Genomic DNA, 15,272 nt, shown 5'->3' with positions numbered 1-15,272 from the left:
TTTCATCACCCGCACACGCAGCACATCCAAAGCCGCCGGCGATAGACGCCGAGTATCGTCTTCTCTCATTACTCACAGTATACACCAAACCGACTCCCATGTCAAACATTTTATGCTCTGATTAGTACGTCCGCCTCCGGGCAATCGCGGCCGCCATGCGGCCGTTCGCAGTCTACTCCGCCGTTGTCTCCAGCGTGGTCGTCTCCGGTATGTAGACCACAGCGTGGGCTGCGACAACGAAACTCGTCGTCCAGCCGGTTTCGTAGGGTATGGTCAAGGTGAAGTCATCCTCCCAGGGATAGTAGGAGCCGTTTACTCCGAGCTTTCCCGGGGCGAACTTCTTGCTCTTGTCAGACAGAAGCTGCAGTGTTCTGTCCGCACCGGCATGTGCCTCCCCTGCCAGGCAACCACCGCTCAGCAGATAGTGCACGTACACGTTCCCTTCGTCATTGACAACATCGTCGGTTACCGTCACCGTGCCGACAACTGTGCCCTTCGAGGGGTCATTCTGGCCGGCGCCGGCCCACAGCAGGACCTGCGTCTGCGAACCAAGCGTGTACGGAATCACTCCGCCCCACTTGTAGGTGGGACCAAGGGCCCGGAACCAGTGCGTCGGGTCAAGGATGTTGTAGCCCCAGGCCGTTTCTTCGCGATAACTGGGCTCCTGCGGATCATCCGGAGGAGTCGGATTGGAGATCTTCGCGTAGAGGTCGTTCCACCAAGCCTGCCCGCGAGGAGCATGGAAATTGCCTGCCATCCCGGTCACGCCTCCGGCCGCGACATGACAGAGAAACCACAGGTAGTCCCCGCAATCCCAGCCGGTATCCGGAACTGCCTTCAGTGCCGCTTCCGGAATCAGGAAGATGCGCGTGTAGGCATCAGGATAAGGAGTCTGCAGATAGCCGTTGAAGTTGTACTTACCTGGTGATCCCCTTCCCGTAGGCTGTACCGTACTGATATTCAGATGGGCCTCGGTAATCGGATATGTAGGACTGTAGGTTTCATACTTGACACCCAGCTCCAGGTTGACGAACTGACCGTTGCCGTTTGAGCCCGGGTCAAGGTTGGGGTCGAAGTAGTCATACTGCCAGTACATGGTGACATCGCCGATTTGTGTTTGTGGCTGCTTGCCACCTGTCATCAGCGGCCACGTCCCGATTGTCTGGGTATAGGTTGCGACACGGACGTCCGGATTCGTCACCGGATCCGTGGACCTGCATCCAGGGAGAACCATGAGGATTCCCAGCACCGCAAGCAGCAACCACTTGGCTTGCTTCATGTTGCTGTCTCCTTTTCTTCCTGTCACGGGCGCGGCTCTCGCCGCTGCCTCTGCCCGGGCAGGTGCATCTCTGCCTTTCGGACTCGGGGTATTTCAGAGGAATCCGCCTTCCACCCAAGAGAGCGGACCCGAAGCGTATCAACAGCCGCCGGGCACCTTCCACGCTTCCTGCCTGTGCCCGACTCTCGACGGCCATCGTCCTTGCTGATTGCCGGCATCTCAGACGGGCTCGCCTAAGCACAAAGCCGGCCACGACGACCGCGGCACTACTGCCTCTCTGTTGTCAGGTGGTAGATGTGTGTTGACCCGACCCAGCCTTGTTGGCACCGCGCCGTCGCACGCTGGACAAATGGTCGGGTATCTCACCGCGCGGCCGCAATGCCACGTCAGTGGGGGTGCTTACGCTACTCGTATGTTACCCCCCGCCTCCCGGCTGTCAAGCGACGCTTGACTGCCACCTTGCCCCGCGGGGAGAGCATCACGCAGGGACTGGAAGTTCGAGGTCGGAGGTGGCCGCCGCGTCTTCTGGGAGGGCCTACTCGGGATGCGCTTCTCGGCGCGCCGGAGCAAATGGGTGTCTGTACTTCCCGAGCTTCCATGGGCGTCGGGAGCGAATCTTGTCTATCCGGGCCAGCGTATCGGCAACTGCCTCAGCCGCCAGCCCGGCTCTGCTGAGTAGCGCCTGCATCCGCTCTCGACCCAGCGAATCCTCGCTCCTGGATAGTCCGTAGAGCGCCTGGCGCGGACCGTTCGCCACCCCGGCAGTCACGAAGAACCTCAATGACTCGGCCAGATACGGCACAGCGCGCTCGTACGTCCCCTTGCTCGCCAGAATGAGCCCGATGTTGCAGAATTCCGTCACCACGCCCAGTCGATAGCCTGTCTCCTGCGCCAGCGCCAGCGCAGATTCGTGGGACTTGAGGGCCCGGTCGAGTTCGCCCTTGTTGCGGTAGAGGCAGCCTGTATCCGCGAGCCAGGCCGCCATGCCCAGCCTGAAGTTACTGCTGCGGGCCGTCTCAATCGCTTCCGCATAGCGTTCCAGAGACATCTCAAACTCGCCTCGATCCCGCAGGACGCTGCCAAGGCCGCCCAGGGCACATGCCACGCCCTGCTCGTCCCGGGCGTGGCGGGCCATCGCCAACGCCTCTTCCTGCGTACTCAGCGCGGCGCTGAATTTGCCCTTCTCGCGCAGGACGTTCCCGGTGTTGTTGAGTATGAGCGCCTCAGCCGCCTCCCTGCCCGGTTCGTGGTACAGGACCCGCGCCTGCTTCAGGTGCCTCAGCGCCAGGTCGAACTCCCCACGCACGTGGTGGATAACTGCCATGTTATTCAAGGCCGCGGCCTGTCCAGACCGGTCCTGCTGGTGTTCGGCAAGGCGGACAGACTCCTGGAAGTACCTCAGCGCATCGCTGAAACGTCCCTCGGTGAAATGACACACTCCCACCTGATTGAGGACGGAGACGAGTTGCGCCTCGCCTGCATGCTCCTGCGCCTTCTGGAGGTGCTCGACCGCCTCACCCCATTGGCACGCTGCCATAGCCGCCATGCCGTGGTCGAACCTCTGCCAGGCCCCGGGACCACCCTCAGTGAGACCGTAGAGGTGCTCAGCCATCCGGTCAAGGTCGCGCACTACCACGTCCAGCCTCTTGCTGATCAGCGCCCTCCTCATCCACCGCTTGAGTCCGGGGCGCTGCCGACGGATGGCCAGGCCGATAACGACGGCGGCCAGAACCACAACTACGACAATCAACAGCAGGGCTAGAGGATCGTTGCCGGCGGCGGTAGTTCCACCCATTCGCGGGATTATAGTCAGTTCCGGCTTCTCGTCAATCGTTGTACGTCCCGGTGAGGAAAGACTGCTCCTGACCTGGCGCTCTCGCCTCCGGGCACTCGCGGCCTTTACTCTCTCTTTCCCAGTCGGTATATTCTCCCATGCGTACCATGATTGCCATCATCCTCGGCATCAGCTTCGTCGTTGGTGCCGCAGTATTCGGAAACTACTTCTACCGCAGCCGATCTCAGGACAACACCATCCGCGTGGTCGGCGCGGCCACCAAACGGTACGAGTCCGACATCGTCAAGTGGCGGATATCGGTCGGGCGGAACACCGGACTCGGAGACGTGAGTGCCGGCTATGCCGACACGCGCCGGACCTTCGATGGCCTGATGGCTGAATTGAAGGCGGCCGGCATCAACGAGAAGGAAATCTCGGTACAACCAATCAACCGGAACCCGACGTTCGACAACAACGGCAACAATACCGGGTACAGCTTCAACCAGAGCGTCTACGTCATCTCTTCGGACGTCGGAGCAGTCGAGAAGCTGGCGCTCAATCCGAACGAGATGTTCCAGAAGGGTGTCGCGCTCCAGTCGTCCACGCTTGAATACTACTTCTCGAAGCTGCCCGACATCAAGAAGGAACTCCTGGCCGAGGCGACCCGCGATGCCAGGGAGCGGGCGGTCGAGATCGCGAAGAACTCCGGCTCTGGTATCGGCGCGATGCGCTCGGCCAGGGCCGGCATCTTCCAGATTACCGAGCCCTACTCAACCGAGGTCTCGGACTACGGCATCTACAATACCTCGACTCGCCAGAAAGACGTTACGGTTACCGTCACGGCCGAGTTCGGTGTAAGGTAGCCGGGAATGGTCAAAACTGCCGCCATCCTGCTGCTGCTCAAAGCGCTTTTGCCCGCGTCGTACCTGGCAAGGCTCGATCTCCAGCCGGTTGAACGGACCGCGTTCCTCGCTGAGAAACTGCCTGTGTACAAGGACCTCGGCACCTGCATCATCCTGCCGCTCTCCGAAGACCAGCTCGCCTCCCTTCAATCCCAAGGCTGGCAGGTGGAAGTACTGGACGCTGAGCTGTCTCCGGGCGACTACTTCTTCGTCCCCAAAGTCGGCCTCGGCGCGAACTCGGCCCCGAACCCGGAACCGGAATGCAGCCGCCAAGGACGCCAAGGCCCGGTTCCGCCACTGCAACCTGCAGACTGCACACTGCCGACTCGCGGCCCAGCCTCGTCCTCTTTGTGTCTTGGTGACTTGGTGGTGGACTCCCATCCTGGTCCTCGGATCCCGGGCTGCGTGCTCTGGGAGAACGACCGCTTGCGGCTGGTCCGCCTGCCTGAACTCGACGCCCGCGCGGCCAAAGCCGCGGGCTTGCCCATCACCCAACTCCGTCTCGTCCCGCGTCCGCTCCCCTCGTCCCCCGCCCCCCTTCCCCCTCGCCGATTCTCGGCCGACACGACAGTCGCGCGCCTTGTTTCCCTCGTATCGCAGGACAGCCTGATACGGACGATTCAGGACCTCGAGGACTTCGGTACGCGCTACTCCTACAACCTCAAGTGCGAATCGGCCGCGCTCTATCTGCGCACCCGCCTTACCGACCTTGGCTACGACGTCCGACTCGACACGTACTACCTGACCTCGCCGACCACTCGTGCCTTCAACGTGGAAGCCACACTGCCGGGGCTTGTCGTCCCGGAGAGCATGCTGGTCGCCTGTGGTCACTTCGATTCCTACAACGGCAACAACCAGAACGACGCGCCCGGCGCCGACGACAACGCCACCGGCACCGCCGCAGTCATCGAACTGGCGCGCGTACTCAGGCAGGCCGGGTTCCGCTGGAGCGTGAAGTTCCTCTGCTTCTCCGGCGAAGAGCAGTGGATGAAAGGCTCCTACCACTGGGTCGATTCCACGGCCGTCCCGGAAAGCCTGAAGATCGCCGGCGCGTACAACCTCGACATGTTCGGGTACGCCGCCTACGACACCAACCTGGTCTTCATCAACACCAACACCGCCTCGCGCCCGCTCGCCAACCTCTGCGACTCGACGAACGACTGGTACTCAATCGGCCTCCGGGTGATGAACTACCTCGATGAAGACGTCTACGGGGACAACACCCCGTTCTGGGAGGCCGGATACGCGAGTGTATTCGCGCTGGAAGACTCGGAGTGGGGCATCTGGAACGGGTCCAACCCGCACTACCACACAGAGCACGACACACTCGGCAACCTGACCATGTCACTCGTGACCCGTACGACGATGATGGCTGCGGCCTGCCTGGCAACACTCGCCGCGCCGATCGACTCCGTGGGCGTTGAGGAAACGACGACCGCCGAGGTGCGAACGACGAACTCGGCAACGATCGTCCGCGGAGTGCTAAGTCTGCAATCCACAATCTGCAATCTGAAATCTGAGATCATTCTGCTCGACGTCTCCGGACGAAAGGTCCTCGACCTGAAGCCCGGCGCGAACAACGTGGGAAGCCTCGCCCCGGGCGTCTACTTTATCCGCGGGGCTGACCCGGGTCTCTCTCGCCGCGTAGTCAAAGTCCACTAAGCTCTCGAGTAGGTAGCTCCACGCCCCCCCCCTTCTATTCCCTCCCCCTTGAGGGGGAGGGAAGGGTGTGGGTGCAGACGTGCCCTTGCTCAGCAGCTCGATCGGCACGCTGACCGACTAGACGCAGTGCGGGCGCGAGTTGCGCCCGCACGATCCGCAATCAGGCTCTCGGCTACTCCAGCCAGACCTCGATGTGCTGGCCCTTCTCCTCCTCGTCCACGTCGACGATCTTCCCGGTGATCCCCTTTTCCAGGGCCTCCATGATCATCTTCATGTCGATCTCCTGCTCCTCGATCTTGGCCTTGGCCTCGTTCGGGATGAAGTTCATTCCCCACTTCACCAGGCCGATGGGCAGGGTCACGTTCACCTTGGGACGATCCGCGCCACGGTCATACACCCGGACCTTCATAAAGCGGTTGCGCGCGTTCCCGCCGCCCGCGCTGCCCTTGATCGCATCCAGCAGCTTCGCCGCCTCTTCTGCGGTTATCTTCTTCTCCTCGATCAGTTTCAGTACCCGGTCTTGCTCGTCGTTCATCTGCTCCTCCTGATCTCCGTTATCGCCTTCTCAACGTCAATCCGTCCCTGCTCCAGATCCGAAAGCACCTGTACACTGGAACGCCGGCGGCGCGAGTGGCGTGCGAGCCGGTGTACTATCAGCCAGACGCCGAACGCCACGACCAGCAGCGGCCAGTTCTGCGCAAACGAGATGTAGGGCACGCCGAGCGCCGAGAGCCAAATCCACGCACCCAGGATGACAAGAAAGATGCCCCAGCCGATCATCCGCCGCATCTTTTCCTCCCGCGCCGGAAGATCCACGATATCCCCTCGCCCACGGTCAGCAACCCGACGATGATGATGATGACGGGCCAGTCCCGGCTGAACACTATGCCCGAAGTGATGATGCCGAGCTTGGCCAGCCATATCCACGTCCCGATGGCGATGATGACCAGTCCCCAGATTATCGTCCGTATCACGCTCTCCTCCTGTGTCCGTTCTTTGTGACTTCTGCGTTTTGCACTCTGCACTCTGACTCTTGCATTGTCCTCGACCTACTTCTCCGTTGCCTCCCGGACGTCGATGTCGCCGTCGCAGGTCTTCACAACCAACGTCCGGCTGCCCGCGCCGAACTTCACCTTCATGTAGCGCTCACGCTCTTCCAGCACTTCGTGCGGGAGGGACTCTTCGACGCTGATGTCGCCGTCTTCTTCGATTGCCATCTCGAGCACCAGGTTGGGATCGCTGCCCAGCGCGACGGTTACGTCCCCGGACTTGGTCGAAACGCTGCCCGAAACCGGGCCGGACGTGACCAGGTCCACGTCCCCTGCCCGAGTCTGGACCACAAAGCTCCCGCTGACTCGATCCAGGTTGACGTCGCCGGAAACGGTCCTGACCTGGGCGTCGCCGGTGGTCTGGCTGATGTCCACGTCGCCCGATACGGTCTTCACCTCGATGCGCGACCCGACTTCGATGATCGACACGTCGCCGGACACGACTTCGAGCTCAAGCCGCCCCTCGGCCGGGACGGTTGCCGACACGTCGCCGGCCATGGTCCGGACAACCACCTGGTCCCCGCTCGAACGCACCTTCACCGCTCCGCCCGAGTAGCTGAGCCCGATCCGCTCCTCAGCGCTGCGGGTCACTTCCAGATCCCCGCTCACGCTCTTGACCAACAAGTAACGCTTGCCCGGGAAATCGGTGCTCCGCTCCTCGCCCGGCTCATATCCGTTCTTCATCGCCGACGCCACCGCGGTCGCCACGACGTCGGGAATCCGGTCCAGTCCCCGGCCGACGCCGCGGACGCGGAAGTGCCTCGGGCCGAACGGTGGGCTGGGCGGTACACAGAAATCGGTCTCCGGCCTCTCTGAACCCAGCGCCTCGATCAGGCGCGTGGCCTGGTCGGCAGTGATCTTGCCGTCTTCCAGCAATCTCAGAATCCTATCTCTCTCGTTGCTCATGTCCGTGTCCTCGTTCCGGCATTGTGCAATTTGCCTCTTGAATTCTGCATTTTGACTTCGTCCTCACGCCTGCTCCCGATCCATTCCGCCTGGTCGCGGCTCTCTTGCCGCGGCCCGGTTCCTTCTCAGCCGGAGCTTCCTGCTCCGGCCATGCCACAAATGGTAGTATCATCTTCACTCCTGCTTGCTGTCACTCTCGCCGCGGAGCATCTTCTCCGCCTCTTCCGGCGTTATCTCTCCGCGTTCCAGCATCTCGATTACTTCGTTCGAACCAGAGCGGCCAACCTGCTCTCCGAACCCGAGGGCAGCGAGCACCGCGTCGAGGCGCGAGCGCACGGTCGGGTACGAGATCCCCAGCTCCTTCTCCACGTCGCGGATCACGCCCCGGTTCTTGACGAAGACCAGCAGGAACTGGTACAGCTCATCGGGCAGCCGGCACAGGTCCGGAACCTGAAACCGGCCGCGGACCGATGTGCCGCACGCCTCGCAGGTCAACTCCGACACCGCCATGCCCGACTCGCAGACCGGGCAGCGGGAAACCAGCCCTTTGCGTGCCATCCTCTTCCTCCTAGTTCACAAGCAGGCTCTGCTCGCTCATCGCCACGGTCTGGAACGCGCGCACTTCCACGGTCGGCATGACGAGTCTCGGCATCTCAGCCGTCGAAACCACTTCAGGCATCAAACCCTGGGCTGGGGACGAAGGGACCTGGCCCTGCACGGATCGTGTCCCAAGCCGGCCCTCAGCCGCAAACGCGCCGCCGACCACCACGGCCGCGACCACTGCCACGGCCAGCAGACCTGTCAGTACGTTCTTCATCGCTACCTCCATATCATATCTGAGCCCCACAGAATTCCCCAGGCATAGACCGGTTACCGCCGCTCCGGAACCGGTGGATTCAGTCACCTGACTTACACTCATGCCTGTCATCATACCCTTTTGACGCTGAATGTCAAGGAAAAGATTCACTAAATATTAAAATACTTAATGCACATATTGATAAAGTGAATGTGCACACGTCCATACCACGCCTAATGTTAATACATGGCACCACGCGTGCGCGTGTGGGTTATGTTCCTATGATGTGCTTTGTCAGCTACTTATGGACGCTGTCGGCCGCAAATGGCTGAAATCCAAGGCAGCAACCTCACTCCAGGTCTGGTCCGAGAAACTGGCCGTAGACGACTCCCGGCTTGCCCCGAGAATCAGCCCTATCCGCGGTCTGGCGGTGGCAACCTGGAGCAGGGGCCGTGCGAGTACCAGATTTCCCGCCCTTGAGCAGGCCGTACGTCTCACTTCCGAATTCACCGCGCATACCACGGCAGAAACCGGCCTGCAGGACAAACCGCGAGACACCCTGCAACAGACCTTCCAAGTCCCCTCGGCTGAGGCTCTACCATTCGTCCTGCAAATCAGCTGCCAGGTCCCATGTATAGCTTTGCGAGTACGATTTCTAGTAGAGAAGGGGGAAGCGAGACGGTTGCCCTGGGCCGGCAACAAGAAGATGGGGGAATGAGCCAAACCTCGAACGGTGAAGTGGGCAAGATGATGGATACTTCCCATGTTTCCAGACGATGTCAAGGCGTAGCCGCGGGTTTCGCCCGCCTATCCAGACTGCAGATTGCAGGCGTAAGACTGCAAAATGGCGGAGCCCGGTTCCGGCATTGTGGCGGGCGACTCCTGACGGACGGTTGACCTAGCCCGCGCCGAATTCTGGAACCGACACTTGCGCGCCCGCCAAGGCGATCGGGGTCCTGAAGACCACCGCAAAGTGCCCCTCCGGCGACACAGCGTTTGAGTTCGGCACTGGGCTGGATCTGTGTCCATCTCTGTTCACCCGTGGTTCGCCTGGGTTTGGTTGCGGCCTCCCAGGCCGCGCCAGGCGCTCTGTGGCTCAATCTCCGGATCGGGACCCAGAGGTGTAAGTTGAAACGTCCCCTGCCGGGTGTATCCTTTGTCATAAGAACGCTGTTTGTCCTGGTCGCAGTGTCGCTGTCCGCCGCCGAGTCCGAGCCGCTAGCGGTGCTGGGCCGCAGCCCGCTGGACCGGGTGGTCGCCATTTCGAGTGGCCATTTTGCCGGTACCTCTGACGATGTCCTCGTGGTTCAGGACATCGGCCGGATGGAACTGTCGCGTGGGCCCGGAAGGGACAGGACGATAGTAGACCTCCGACGCCTGGCCCTGCTCCGACTCGCCGGGGCGGGCTTCAAGACCGTGTGGCAGAGCGAGCCGTTCAACAGCACGACCGCAGCCGGTTCGGACATCGCCGGGACATGTTGGACTTCGGGTGACGTTGACGCCGATGGTCTGCAGGAACTGCTGATCTTCACCGCCGACAGCTGCAATGTCATGCATTTCGTGAGTGACTCGGTCACGAGCAGCGCGTACGGTCTGGCCGGCGCCTGGGTCGAGGCGGCGACCGTCTGCGATGCCGACGGCGATGGTCTTGCCGACGTCGCGACCCTCGAGTTATCTGGACTCGACTCGGTCAAGACCGCCCGGCTGCTGCGGCTCTACCGGATGACCGCCACCGGCCTCGTGCCCTGCCTGCCTTACTCATGCGGTATCGAACGAGGAGCAGACGTGCGGGTCGCGCTGCTCGGCTCGGCCAGGCTCGAGGACTACCCCGGCGAGCTGCCGATAGTAGCCAGCATCTACCCTACCCTGAAGCCGAGCATGTACGAAATCCTCTACCGCCCCAAGCCCGACTCGCTCGTGCTCACCGACAGACCGTTTCCCTGGCAGGAGTGGTTCTCGAAGGACCGCGTTCTGCCGGCCGGCGATTTGAGGCTTTTCGACGTGGGCGACACGCTGGTCGCATATGGCTACTATGTACCGGGCTCACGGCCGTCCGGGCCATCTGCGAGCTTTGCCGCACTCGAGGACGGCGAGTGGCGGTTGCTGACGCTGCTCGAGAGCGCGCGGCGCGTCTCCGGTCCGATCTGCCGGTTTTCGCGGAACGGAGTTGGCGGCTGGCTCGAAGTGCGCGACAACCTGTTCTACTTCTACCCCGGCGAGATTTTCCGCTGGCGGCCGTAGGCCGCAGTCCATATCCTAGTCGACTTGTCCTTGGCCCTTCGCCCTTGTCTGCTGCCTTGGTGTCTTTGAGTCTTGGTGGCGAAATCCTCATTGGTTCCGGTTCGGCATTTGACTGAACCGCCCGCCGGAATAGAATAGCGAGTGCGCACGCTTCGAGTCTCGACCCGGGACCTGCTCTTCGCTATGGAGAACCGCGTGCCAGGCACGACTCAGTATCTGAATACCGAAACCGGCGAGGTCGTACCGGCGTTCGGATTTAATCGCGACCAGATCCTGGCCGAAATCCGGCAGTATCCCAAGCGCTATCTGCGTTTGGCGCCGCAGGCCGGGCGCTCCGGTTACACTGCCATGGTGGAGTTTGCTCGCACGGTCAGCCGGCCGGAACTCCGCGCGGTGCTGGAAGCTGCGATCAGCGGTCCCGGCGTGTATCGGCGGTTCCGCACGGCACTCAGGGAGGAACCGCGCGAGTTCAAACGCTGGCAGCAGTTCCGCGGCGAGAAGGTAGCCGGCCACCTGCGCAAGCGGCTCGAAGCCGACGGCATCGCCATCGAGCTGGTCCCCGACAACGACTGAGCGGGCAGTTCTACCGAGTTCAGAAGTCAGAATCCAGAAATCAGACGGCAGAAGTTCGGAACGGACTTCCACCACCAAGACGCAGAGACATAGAGAGAGTCTGGGCAGCAGTGGCAGACTCGATGTCTGTCTCTGTCCCTCCCAGGATTTGGTGTCTTTGTGGTATGAGCCTGACCCGCGCCTGAAAGCAACGCGGCCACAGAGTGGCCGCGGTGGATACTCCTGACTGGCTGTCAGTCGGCAAGCACGATGCGAACGGTGCGGCTTTCGCTGCCCGCTATCAGGCGGCAGAAGTAGGCACCGGCCGCTGCGGAACGTCCGTCGTTTCCTCTCCGATTCCAGTTCGCCGTGTAGCTGCCGGCCGGCCTCTGTCCTTCGAGCAGCGTCCGTATGAGCCGGCCGCTGCCGTCGTAGATGTCAATCCGCGGCCGCCCGGCAGAAGCCAGCTCGTAGCTGAGCCGCGCCGGGCCCGCTGTCGGGTTCGACCCGGCCAGCCTGAGCGCTGTGCGGTATGGCACCGACGGCCCCTGTGTTACTCCCACGTGCGTGTCGTGCTGTTCAAGAATCCAGTCATTCGGATCGAACACGACGCTCGTAGGTTGCCCGCCGACCGGGAAGACGTTCTGCTGCTGATTCGATGTCACGTCATAGCGGAAGGTGGCGCTCCCGCCGGTCCAGTTCACTTTGACTTCCACCGGCATGTGGAAGAGCGGCGGCGCGACGGCGCCGTTGTCCTGCGAGAGCTCAAGCACGACCTCCCAGTTGCTGCCATTCTGCCGACCGTGCCACCCGAGGCTGTACACCGGGTAGCCGACACTGTAGACCCACTCCATGAAGAACCAGTCGAGATCCAGTCCGGTTTCCTGTTCGTGGATGCGCTTGTAGTCCTCGGTGTTGGCATTGCCGTACTTGAAGCTGTCGCCGTACGCCCGCAGGGCACGGAAGAAGATGCCGGGTTGTGCCCAGTTGGTGTCGGCTTCCACATACCTGAGCATGTGCTGCACCCAGGCTCCTTTGCAGTAGGAGTGGCCCCAGTCGAAGAGGTGGTCCGGGTAGGGCGGGTCGTAGATGGCATGCGGGTCGATTGCCTCCTCCTCGAAGTAGTCCTGGGCACGTGACGCGATGATGTTGAGAAAGGAACTCCGACCGTTCTGGTGAAAGTCGTACAGCTCGTCCGAGTAGGTGGCGAACCCCTCGTTCAGCCAGATGTTGCGCCAGTCCTGGCAGGTAACCATGTCTCCCCACCACTGGTGCGCCAGCTCGTGGGCGATGCCATTGTCTGAGCCATAGACAATCCAAGCCTGGTGCACCATCGTCATGGTCTGGTTCTCCATCCCGCCCCACGGAAACGGGTAGGCCTCAACGTGACCATACTTCTCGAAGGGGTAACGACCGTACCGGGCCGAGTCCGAGAAGAAGTCCATCATGTCGACTACGTTGCTGAACGAGCTCACCGCATCGGCCGAGTCCTCTGGCCAGATGTAGTTGTCTACGTAGGACGACTCGGTCGGCGAATAGTGGAACCACTGTCTGAAGTTCGCCCACCTCGACGCGGAGAACACCATCAGGTAGGTCGGGATCGGGTAGCTCGTCTTCCACCAGCAGGTCCTGGTGCCTCCCGACGTGGTGACGCTGTCGCGGAGCCCGTTCGAGCAGGCGCTCATCGAGTCCGGAGTAGTCACGTTGACCGCGCACCCGCGCTCGGCCTTGTCCCACGGTTCGTCGAAGCACGGCATCCAGTACCGCGCGTCCGCCGGCTCGGTGGTCGTGTAGCAGATGGCGTGGGGAATGCCCTGCGTACCCCGGGAATGGTAGTAGAACCCGCGGTTCTGTACGCCCGAGTTGCGGTGGTAGTAGATGTCGACGGCTAGCGACTCACCGTTCGCAAAGGACCGGTCCAGGTCTATATTCAGCCGGCCGCTCCCGGTCGTGAACGTGCAGGCGTTGCCGGCCCGGCGAATCGAGTCGCAGACCAGGTTCACCATATGCAGACTGAATGTATCGAAGTCGTCGTGGCGGGGCGTCAGCTCAATGCGCACGCGCGCGGTCATCGCTCCCGACGTCATCGGCAGGCTAAGGTCGACACGATAGAACCGGACGTCGAAGTGGTGGGCCGAATCGCCGGGCATCAACTCCGGGTAGGGCGCGGTCACGTACTTGCCCTCGTGGAACGGCTGGGCAACAGCCGTCAGGGCGAGAAGTGAAACAACGATGAGGACCAGGTTTTTCATGTGTCTATCTCCTTGTGGTCAGTATGAAAGTCTAGTCCGGCCGGCAGCCAGTGTCAAACAGCTGGGAAGGACCCTACGCCCAGACCAAGGCGGGCCTGGAGACAGCAGGGCTGTGTACGGCGACGAACGGACTAGGCGGCTATGACCGACTTGGCGGCTGTCGTTCCGAATCGTTCGTCCCGTCGCCGAACGCGAGGCGGAGCGTGTCAGTCCGCGGTCGAGAAGTGAGCAGGCTCACGAGCAGCAGGAGCACGAAGCTGACCACCATGCCGGGTATGAAGCCGTGCAACCCGAACGGGTTTCTGAGCGCAAGCCAGACGAGCGCGGTTGCGCACCCGCCAATCATCGCGGCGAGCACGCCGGTCCGGCTCGTTCCGCGCCAGTAGAGGCCGAACAGGTAGGGCCAGAGTGTGGTCGAGGCAATCGCCGCCCAGGCAAACCCGGTGATAACCAGTATCATTGCCGGCGGCTTGAGCGCCACGAGCACCGCGGCCAGCCCGATGACCGCGGAGGAGACACGCGAGAGCACGACCTCGGTCTTGGATGTGAACTGCGCACGGAAGCTGTCCCGGAGCAGGTCCTTGACCAGCGAACTCACCGACACGATGAGCACGGCGGCGAAAGTGGACATGCCCGCAGCCAGGACCCCGGCCAGGAAAATCGCCGAGGCCCAGGCCGGCATCGCCGCCTTGACCAGCATGGGAATCGCCTTGTCCGCGGCCGGGAGGTCGGGAAACAGCACCCGCGCCAGCGCGCCGCCGAAGTAAGGCAGCAGGGCGATCGAGCCGCCCAGCGTGGCCAGTACCGTACCGAACCGCAGCACCTGCGTGTTCTTGATCGAGTAGAACCGCGTCACAAGCTGCGGCATCCCCCAGACCCCGAAACTGACTATCATCGAATAAGAGATGATTCCCGGCCAGCCCCAGATTCCGGGCGTCGCGACGTACTTGCCCCCCTCGATGGCGCCAAGTTGACGGAACCCCTCGCTCAGTCCGCCGACCTTGGCGACCGCCAGCACGGCGAGGAGGAGCAGCGCGACGATCATTATTATCCCCTGCACAAACCCGGTCCAAACCACCGCCATGTATCCGCCGATGCTCACATAGACCACGATTACCAGTGCCGAAATCAACACGCCGTAGACGTAGGGGACCCCGACGAGTACCTCAAAGGCATGCCCCATGCCCTGGATTACCGATACACTGTAGACCACAAGGAAGACGGTCACGACGGCTGCCGTGATGAACCGGGCCGCCGGTGCGTCGAAGCGCCGGGCAAAGAAATCCGGCATGGTGATGGTGTTCAGCCGCCCGGTCATCGCCCGCGTGCGCGCTCCCAGCACGACCCAGGCTAACAGAGTGCCGACCAGCACATTCGTGGCTCCCACCCAGAGGGTGGCCATCCCGTACTTGTACCCAAAACCGCCCCCGCCGATGATCACGACCGAGCTGTAGTACGCGGCCACGAAGGAGAACGCGGTGACCCAGGGGCCGACGGAGCGTGAGCCGAGGTAGAACCCTTCGGCCGAACGGGCCCGGCTGCGAGCGACCAGTCCGAGTATGAACAACAGCAGAAGGTACGCGGCAAGGACGAGGACGTGAACCGCGACTGAGCTCACTCTAGTCCTTGAACCGAACCAGCACGGCCCAGACGACCGCGGTAACACCGGCGCCAATCGTCACCAGCACAGCAGCAAATGTCAGCCAGGGGCAGCCGAAGGGTCCAGCCACGCGTGAATCTTATCCGGTCACTGCCTGGTGTCAACTCGGCCCTATCACAGGTCCGATTGGTCAGAAACGGACAGACCGTCAGCACTGCTGCGGCGGTCTGGCGCGCGACTGCGAGATTCTCGGTCAACG

General features: G+C 62.2%; 14 protein-coding genes. 4 read left to right on the top strand and 10 right to left on the bottom strand.

The window, feature by feature from the left end:
- Positions 1-172 precede the first annotated feature (172 nt).
- Positions 173-1,279, bottom strand: coding sequence for a hypothetical protein (locus FJY68_04350; GenBank protein MBM3331068.1), 1,107 nt, complete (start codon positions 1,277-1,279; stop codon positions 173-175).
- Between the two features lie 535 nt (positions 1,280-1,814).
- Positions 1,815-3,074: a tetratricopeptide repeat protein gene (locus FJY68_04345; protein ID MBM3331067.1), complete on the bottom strand. Its 1,260-nt coding sequence runs from the start codon at positions 3,072-3,074 to the stop codon at positions 1,815-1,817.
- A gap of 137 nt (positions 3,075-3,211) precedes the next feature.
- Here FJY68_04345 and FJY68_04340 point away from each other — a divergent pair, with 137 nt between their 5' ends.
- The gene (locus FJY68_04340; protein MBM3331066.1) at positions 3,212-3,916 is read left to right on the top strand and encodes an SIMPL domain-containing protein; all 705 of its coding nucleotides are present in this window, start codon (positions 3,212-3,214) and stop codon (positions 3,914-3,916) included.
- Positions 3,917-3,922: 6 nt separating this feature from the next.
- Positions 3,923-5,617 (top strand): Zn-dependent exopeptidase M28, encoded by a 1,695-nt coding sequence (locus FJY68_04335; protein MBM3331065.1) that lies wholly within the window; start codon positions 3,923-3,925, stop codon positions 5,615-5,617.
- A gap of 172 nt (positions 5,618-5,789) precedes the next feature.
- Here the strand turns inward: FJY68_04335 and FJY68_04330 are convergent, their stop codons facing one another.
- The 6 genes from FJY68_04330 to FJY68_04305 all read right to left on the bottom strand — a co-directional run bounded on the left by FJY68_04330 (position 5,790) and on the right by FJY68_04305 (position 8,389).
- Entirely contained in the window at positions 5,790-6,152 is a 363-nt protein-coding gene (locus FJY68_04330; GenBank protein ID MBM3331064.1) for a hypothetical protein, read from the bottom strand.
- A complete protein-coding gene (locus FJY68_04325) occupies positions 6,149-6,406 on the bottom strand; it encodes a hypothetical protein (protein ID MBM3331063.1) in 258 nt (85 codons plus the stop codon). The genes FJY68_04330 and FJY68_04325 overlap by 4 nt, the downstream gene beginning before the upstream one ends.
- A complete protein-coding gene (locus tag FJY68_04320) occupies positions 6,394-6,591 on the bottom strand; it encodes a hypothetical protein (protein ID MBM3331062.1) in 198 nt (65 codons plus the stop codon). Before FJY68_04320 ends, FJY68_04325 begins: the two co-directional genes overlap by 13 nt.
- Positions 6,592-6,666: 75 nt before the next feature.
- A complete protein-coding gene (locus FJY68_04315) occupies positions 6,667-7,572 on the bottom strand; it encodes a DUF4097 domain-containing protein (GenBank protein MBM3331061.1) in 906 nt (301 codons plus the stop codon).
- Between the two features lie 174 nt (positions 7,573-7,746).
- Positions 7,747-8,115: a DUF2089 domain-containing protein gene (locus FJY68_04310; GenBank protein MBM3331060.1), complete on the bottom strand. Its 369-nt coding sequence runs from the start codon at positions 8,113-8,115 to the stop codon at positions 7,747-7,749.
- 25 nt (positions 8,116-8,140) lie between these two features.
- The gene (locus tag FJY68_04305; protein MBM3331059.1) at positions 8,141-8,389 is read right to left on the bottom strand and encodes a hypothetical protein; all 249 of its coding nucleotides are present in this window, start codon (positions 8,387-8,389) and stop codon (positions 8,141-8,143) included.
- 1,107 nt (positions 8,390-9,496) lie between these two features.
- On the opposite strand from FJY68_04305, the gene FJY68_04300 reads away from it, so the two are divergent.
- Positions 9,497-10,609 (top strand): hypothetical protein, encoded by a 1,113-nt coding sequence (locus tag FJY68_04300; protein ID MBM3331058.1) that lies wholly within the window; start codon positions 9,497-9,499, stop codon positions 10,607-10,609.
- A 141-nt stretch (positions 10,610-10,750) separates the two neighbouring features.
- Positions 10,751-11,182 (top strand): hypothetical protein, encoded by a 432-nt coding sequence (locus tag FJY68_04295; GenBank protein ID MBM3331057.1) that lies wholly within the window; start codon positions 10,751-10,753, stop codon positions 11,180-11,182.
- Between the two features lie 233 nt (positions 11,183-11,415).
- Here FJY68_04295 and FJY68_04290 read toward each other — a convergent pair whose 3' ends face one another.
- Together FJY68_04290 and FJY68_04285 are read right to left on the bottom strand one after the other, a co-directional pair.
- Positions 11,416-13,413 carry a hypothetical protein gene (locus FJY68_04290; protein MBM3331056.1) on the bottom strand — a complete coding sequence of 666 codons (1,998 nt, stop codon included), beginning with the start codon at positions 13,411-13,413 and terminating at the stop codon, positions 11,416-11,418.
- A gap of 139 nt (positions 13,414-13,552) precedes the next feature.
- Positions 13,553-15,088: a hypothetical protein gene (locus tag FJY68_04285; protein ID MBM3331055.1), complete on the bottom strand. Its 1,536-nt coding sequence runs from the start codon at positions 15,086-15,088 to the stop codon at positions 13,553-13,555.
- Positions 15,089-15,272 lie beyond the last annotated feature (184 nt).

The organism is candidate division WOR-3 bacterium, from assembly GCA_016867815.1.
Classification (GTDB): Bacteria; Hydrothermota; Tepidihabitantia; order Tepidihabitantales; family Tepidihabitantaceae; genus UBA2258.
Note: the sequence above shows the minus strand (reverse complement) of the source record. Positions and strands in the feature narration are given on the sequence as shown.

Coding starts and splice junctions, on each gene's coding strand:
- FJY68_04350 (MBM3331068.1), bottom strand. CDS start 1,279: ATGAAGCAAGCCAAGTGGTTGCTGCTTGCGGTGCTGGGAATCCTCATG.
- FJY68_04345 (MBM3331067.1), bottom strand. CDS start 3,074: ATGGGTGGAACTACCGCCGCCGGCAACGATCCTCTAGCCCTGCTGTTG.
- FJY68_04340 (MBM3331066.1), top strand. CDS start 3,212: ATGCGTACCATGATTGCCATCATCCTCGGCATCAGCTTCGTCGTTGGT.
- FJY68_04335 (MBM3331065.1), top strand. CDS start 3,923: ATGGTCAAAACTGCCGCCATCCTGCTGCTGCTCAAAGCGCTTTTGCCC.
- FJY68_04330 (MBM3331064.1), bottom strand. CDS start 6,152: ATGAACGACGAGCAAGACCGGGTACTGAAACTGATCGAGGAGAAGAAG.
- FJY68_04325 (MBM3331063.1), bottom strand. CDS start 6,406: ATGCGGCGGATGATCGGCTGGGGCATCTTTCTTGTCATCCTGGGTGCG.
- FJY68_04315 (MBM3331061.1), bottom strand. CDS start 7,572: ATGAGCAACGAGAGAGATAGGATTCTGAGATTGCTGGAAGACGGCAAG.
- FJY68_04305 (MBM3331059.1), bottom strand. CDS start 8,389: ATGAAGAACGTACTGACAGGTCTGCTGGCCGTGGCAGTGGTCGCGGCC.
- FJY68_04290 (MBM3331056.1), bottom strand. CDS start 13,413: ATGAAAAACCTGGTCCTCATCGTTGTTTCACTTCTCGCCCTGACGGCT.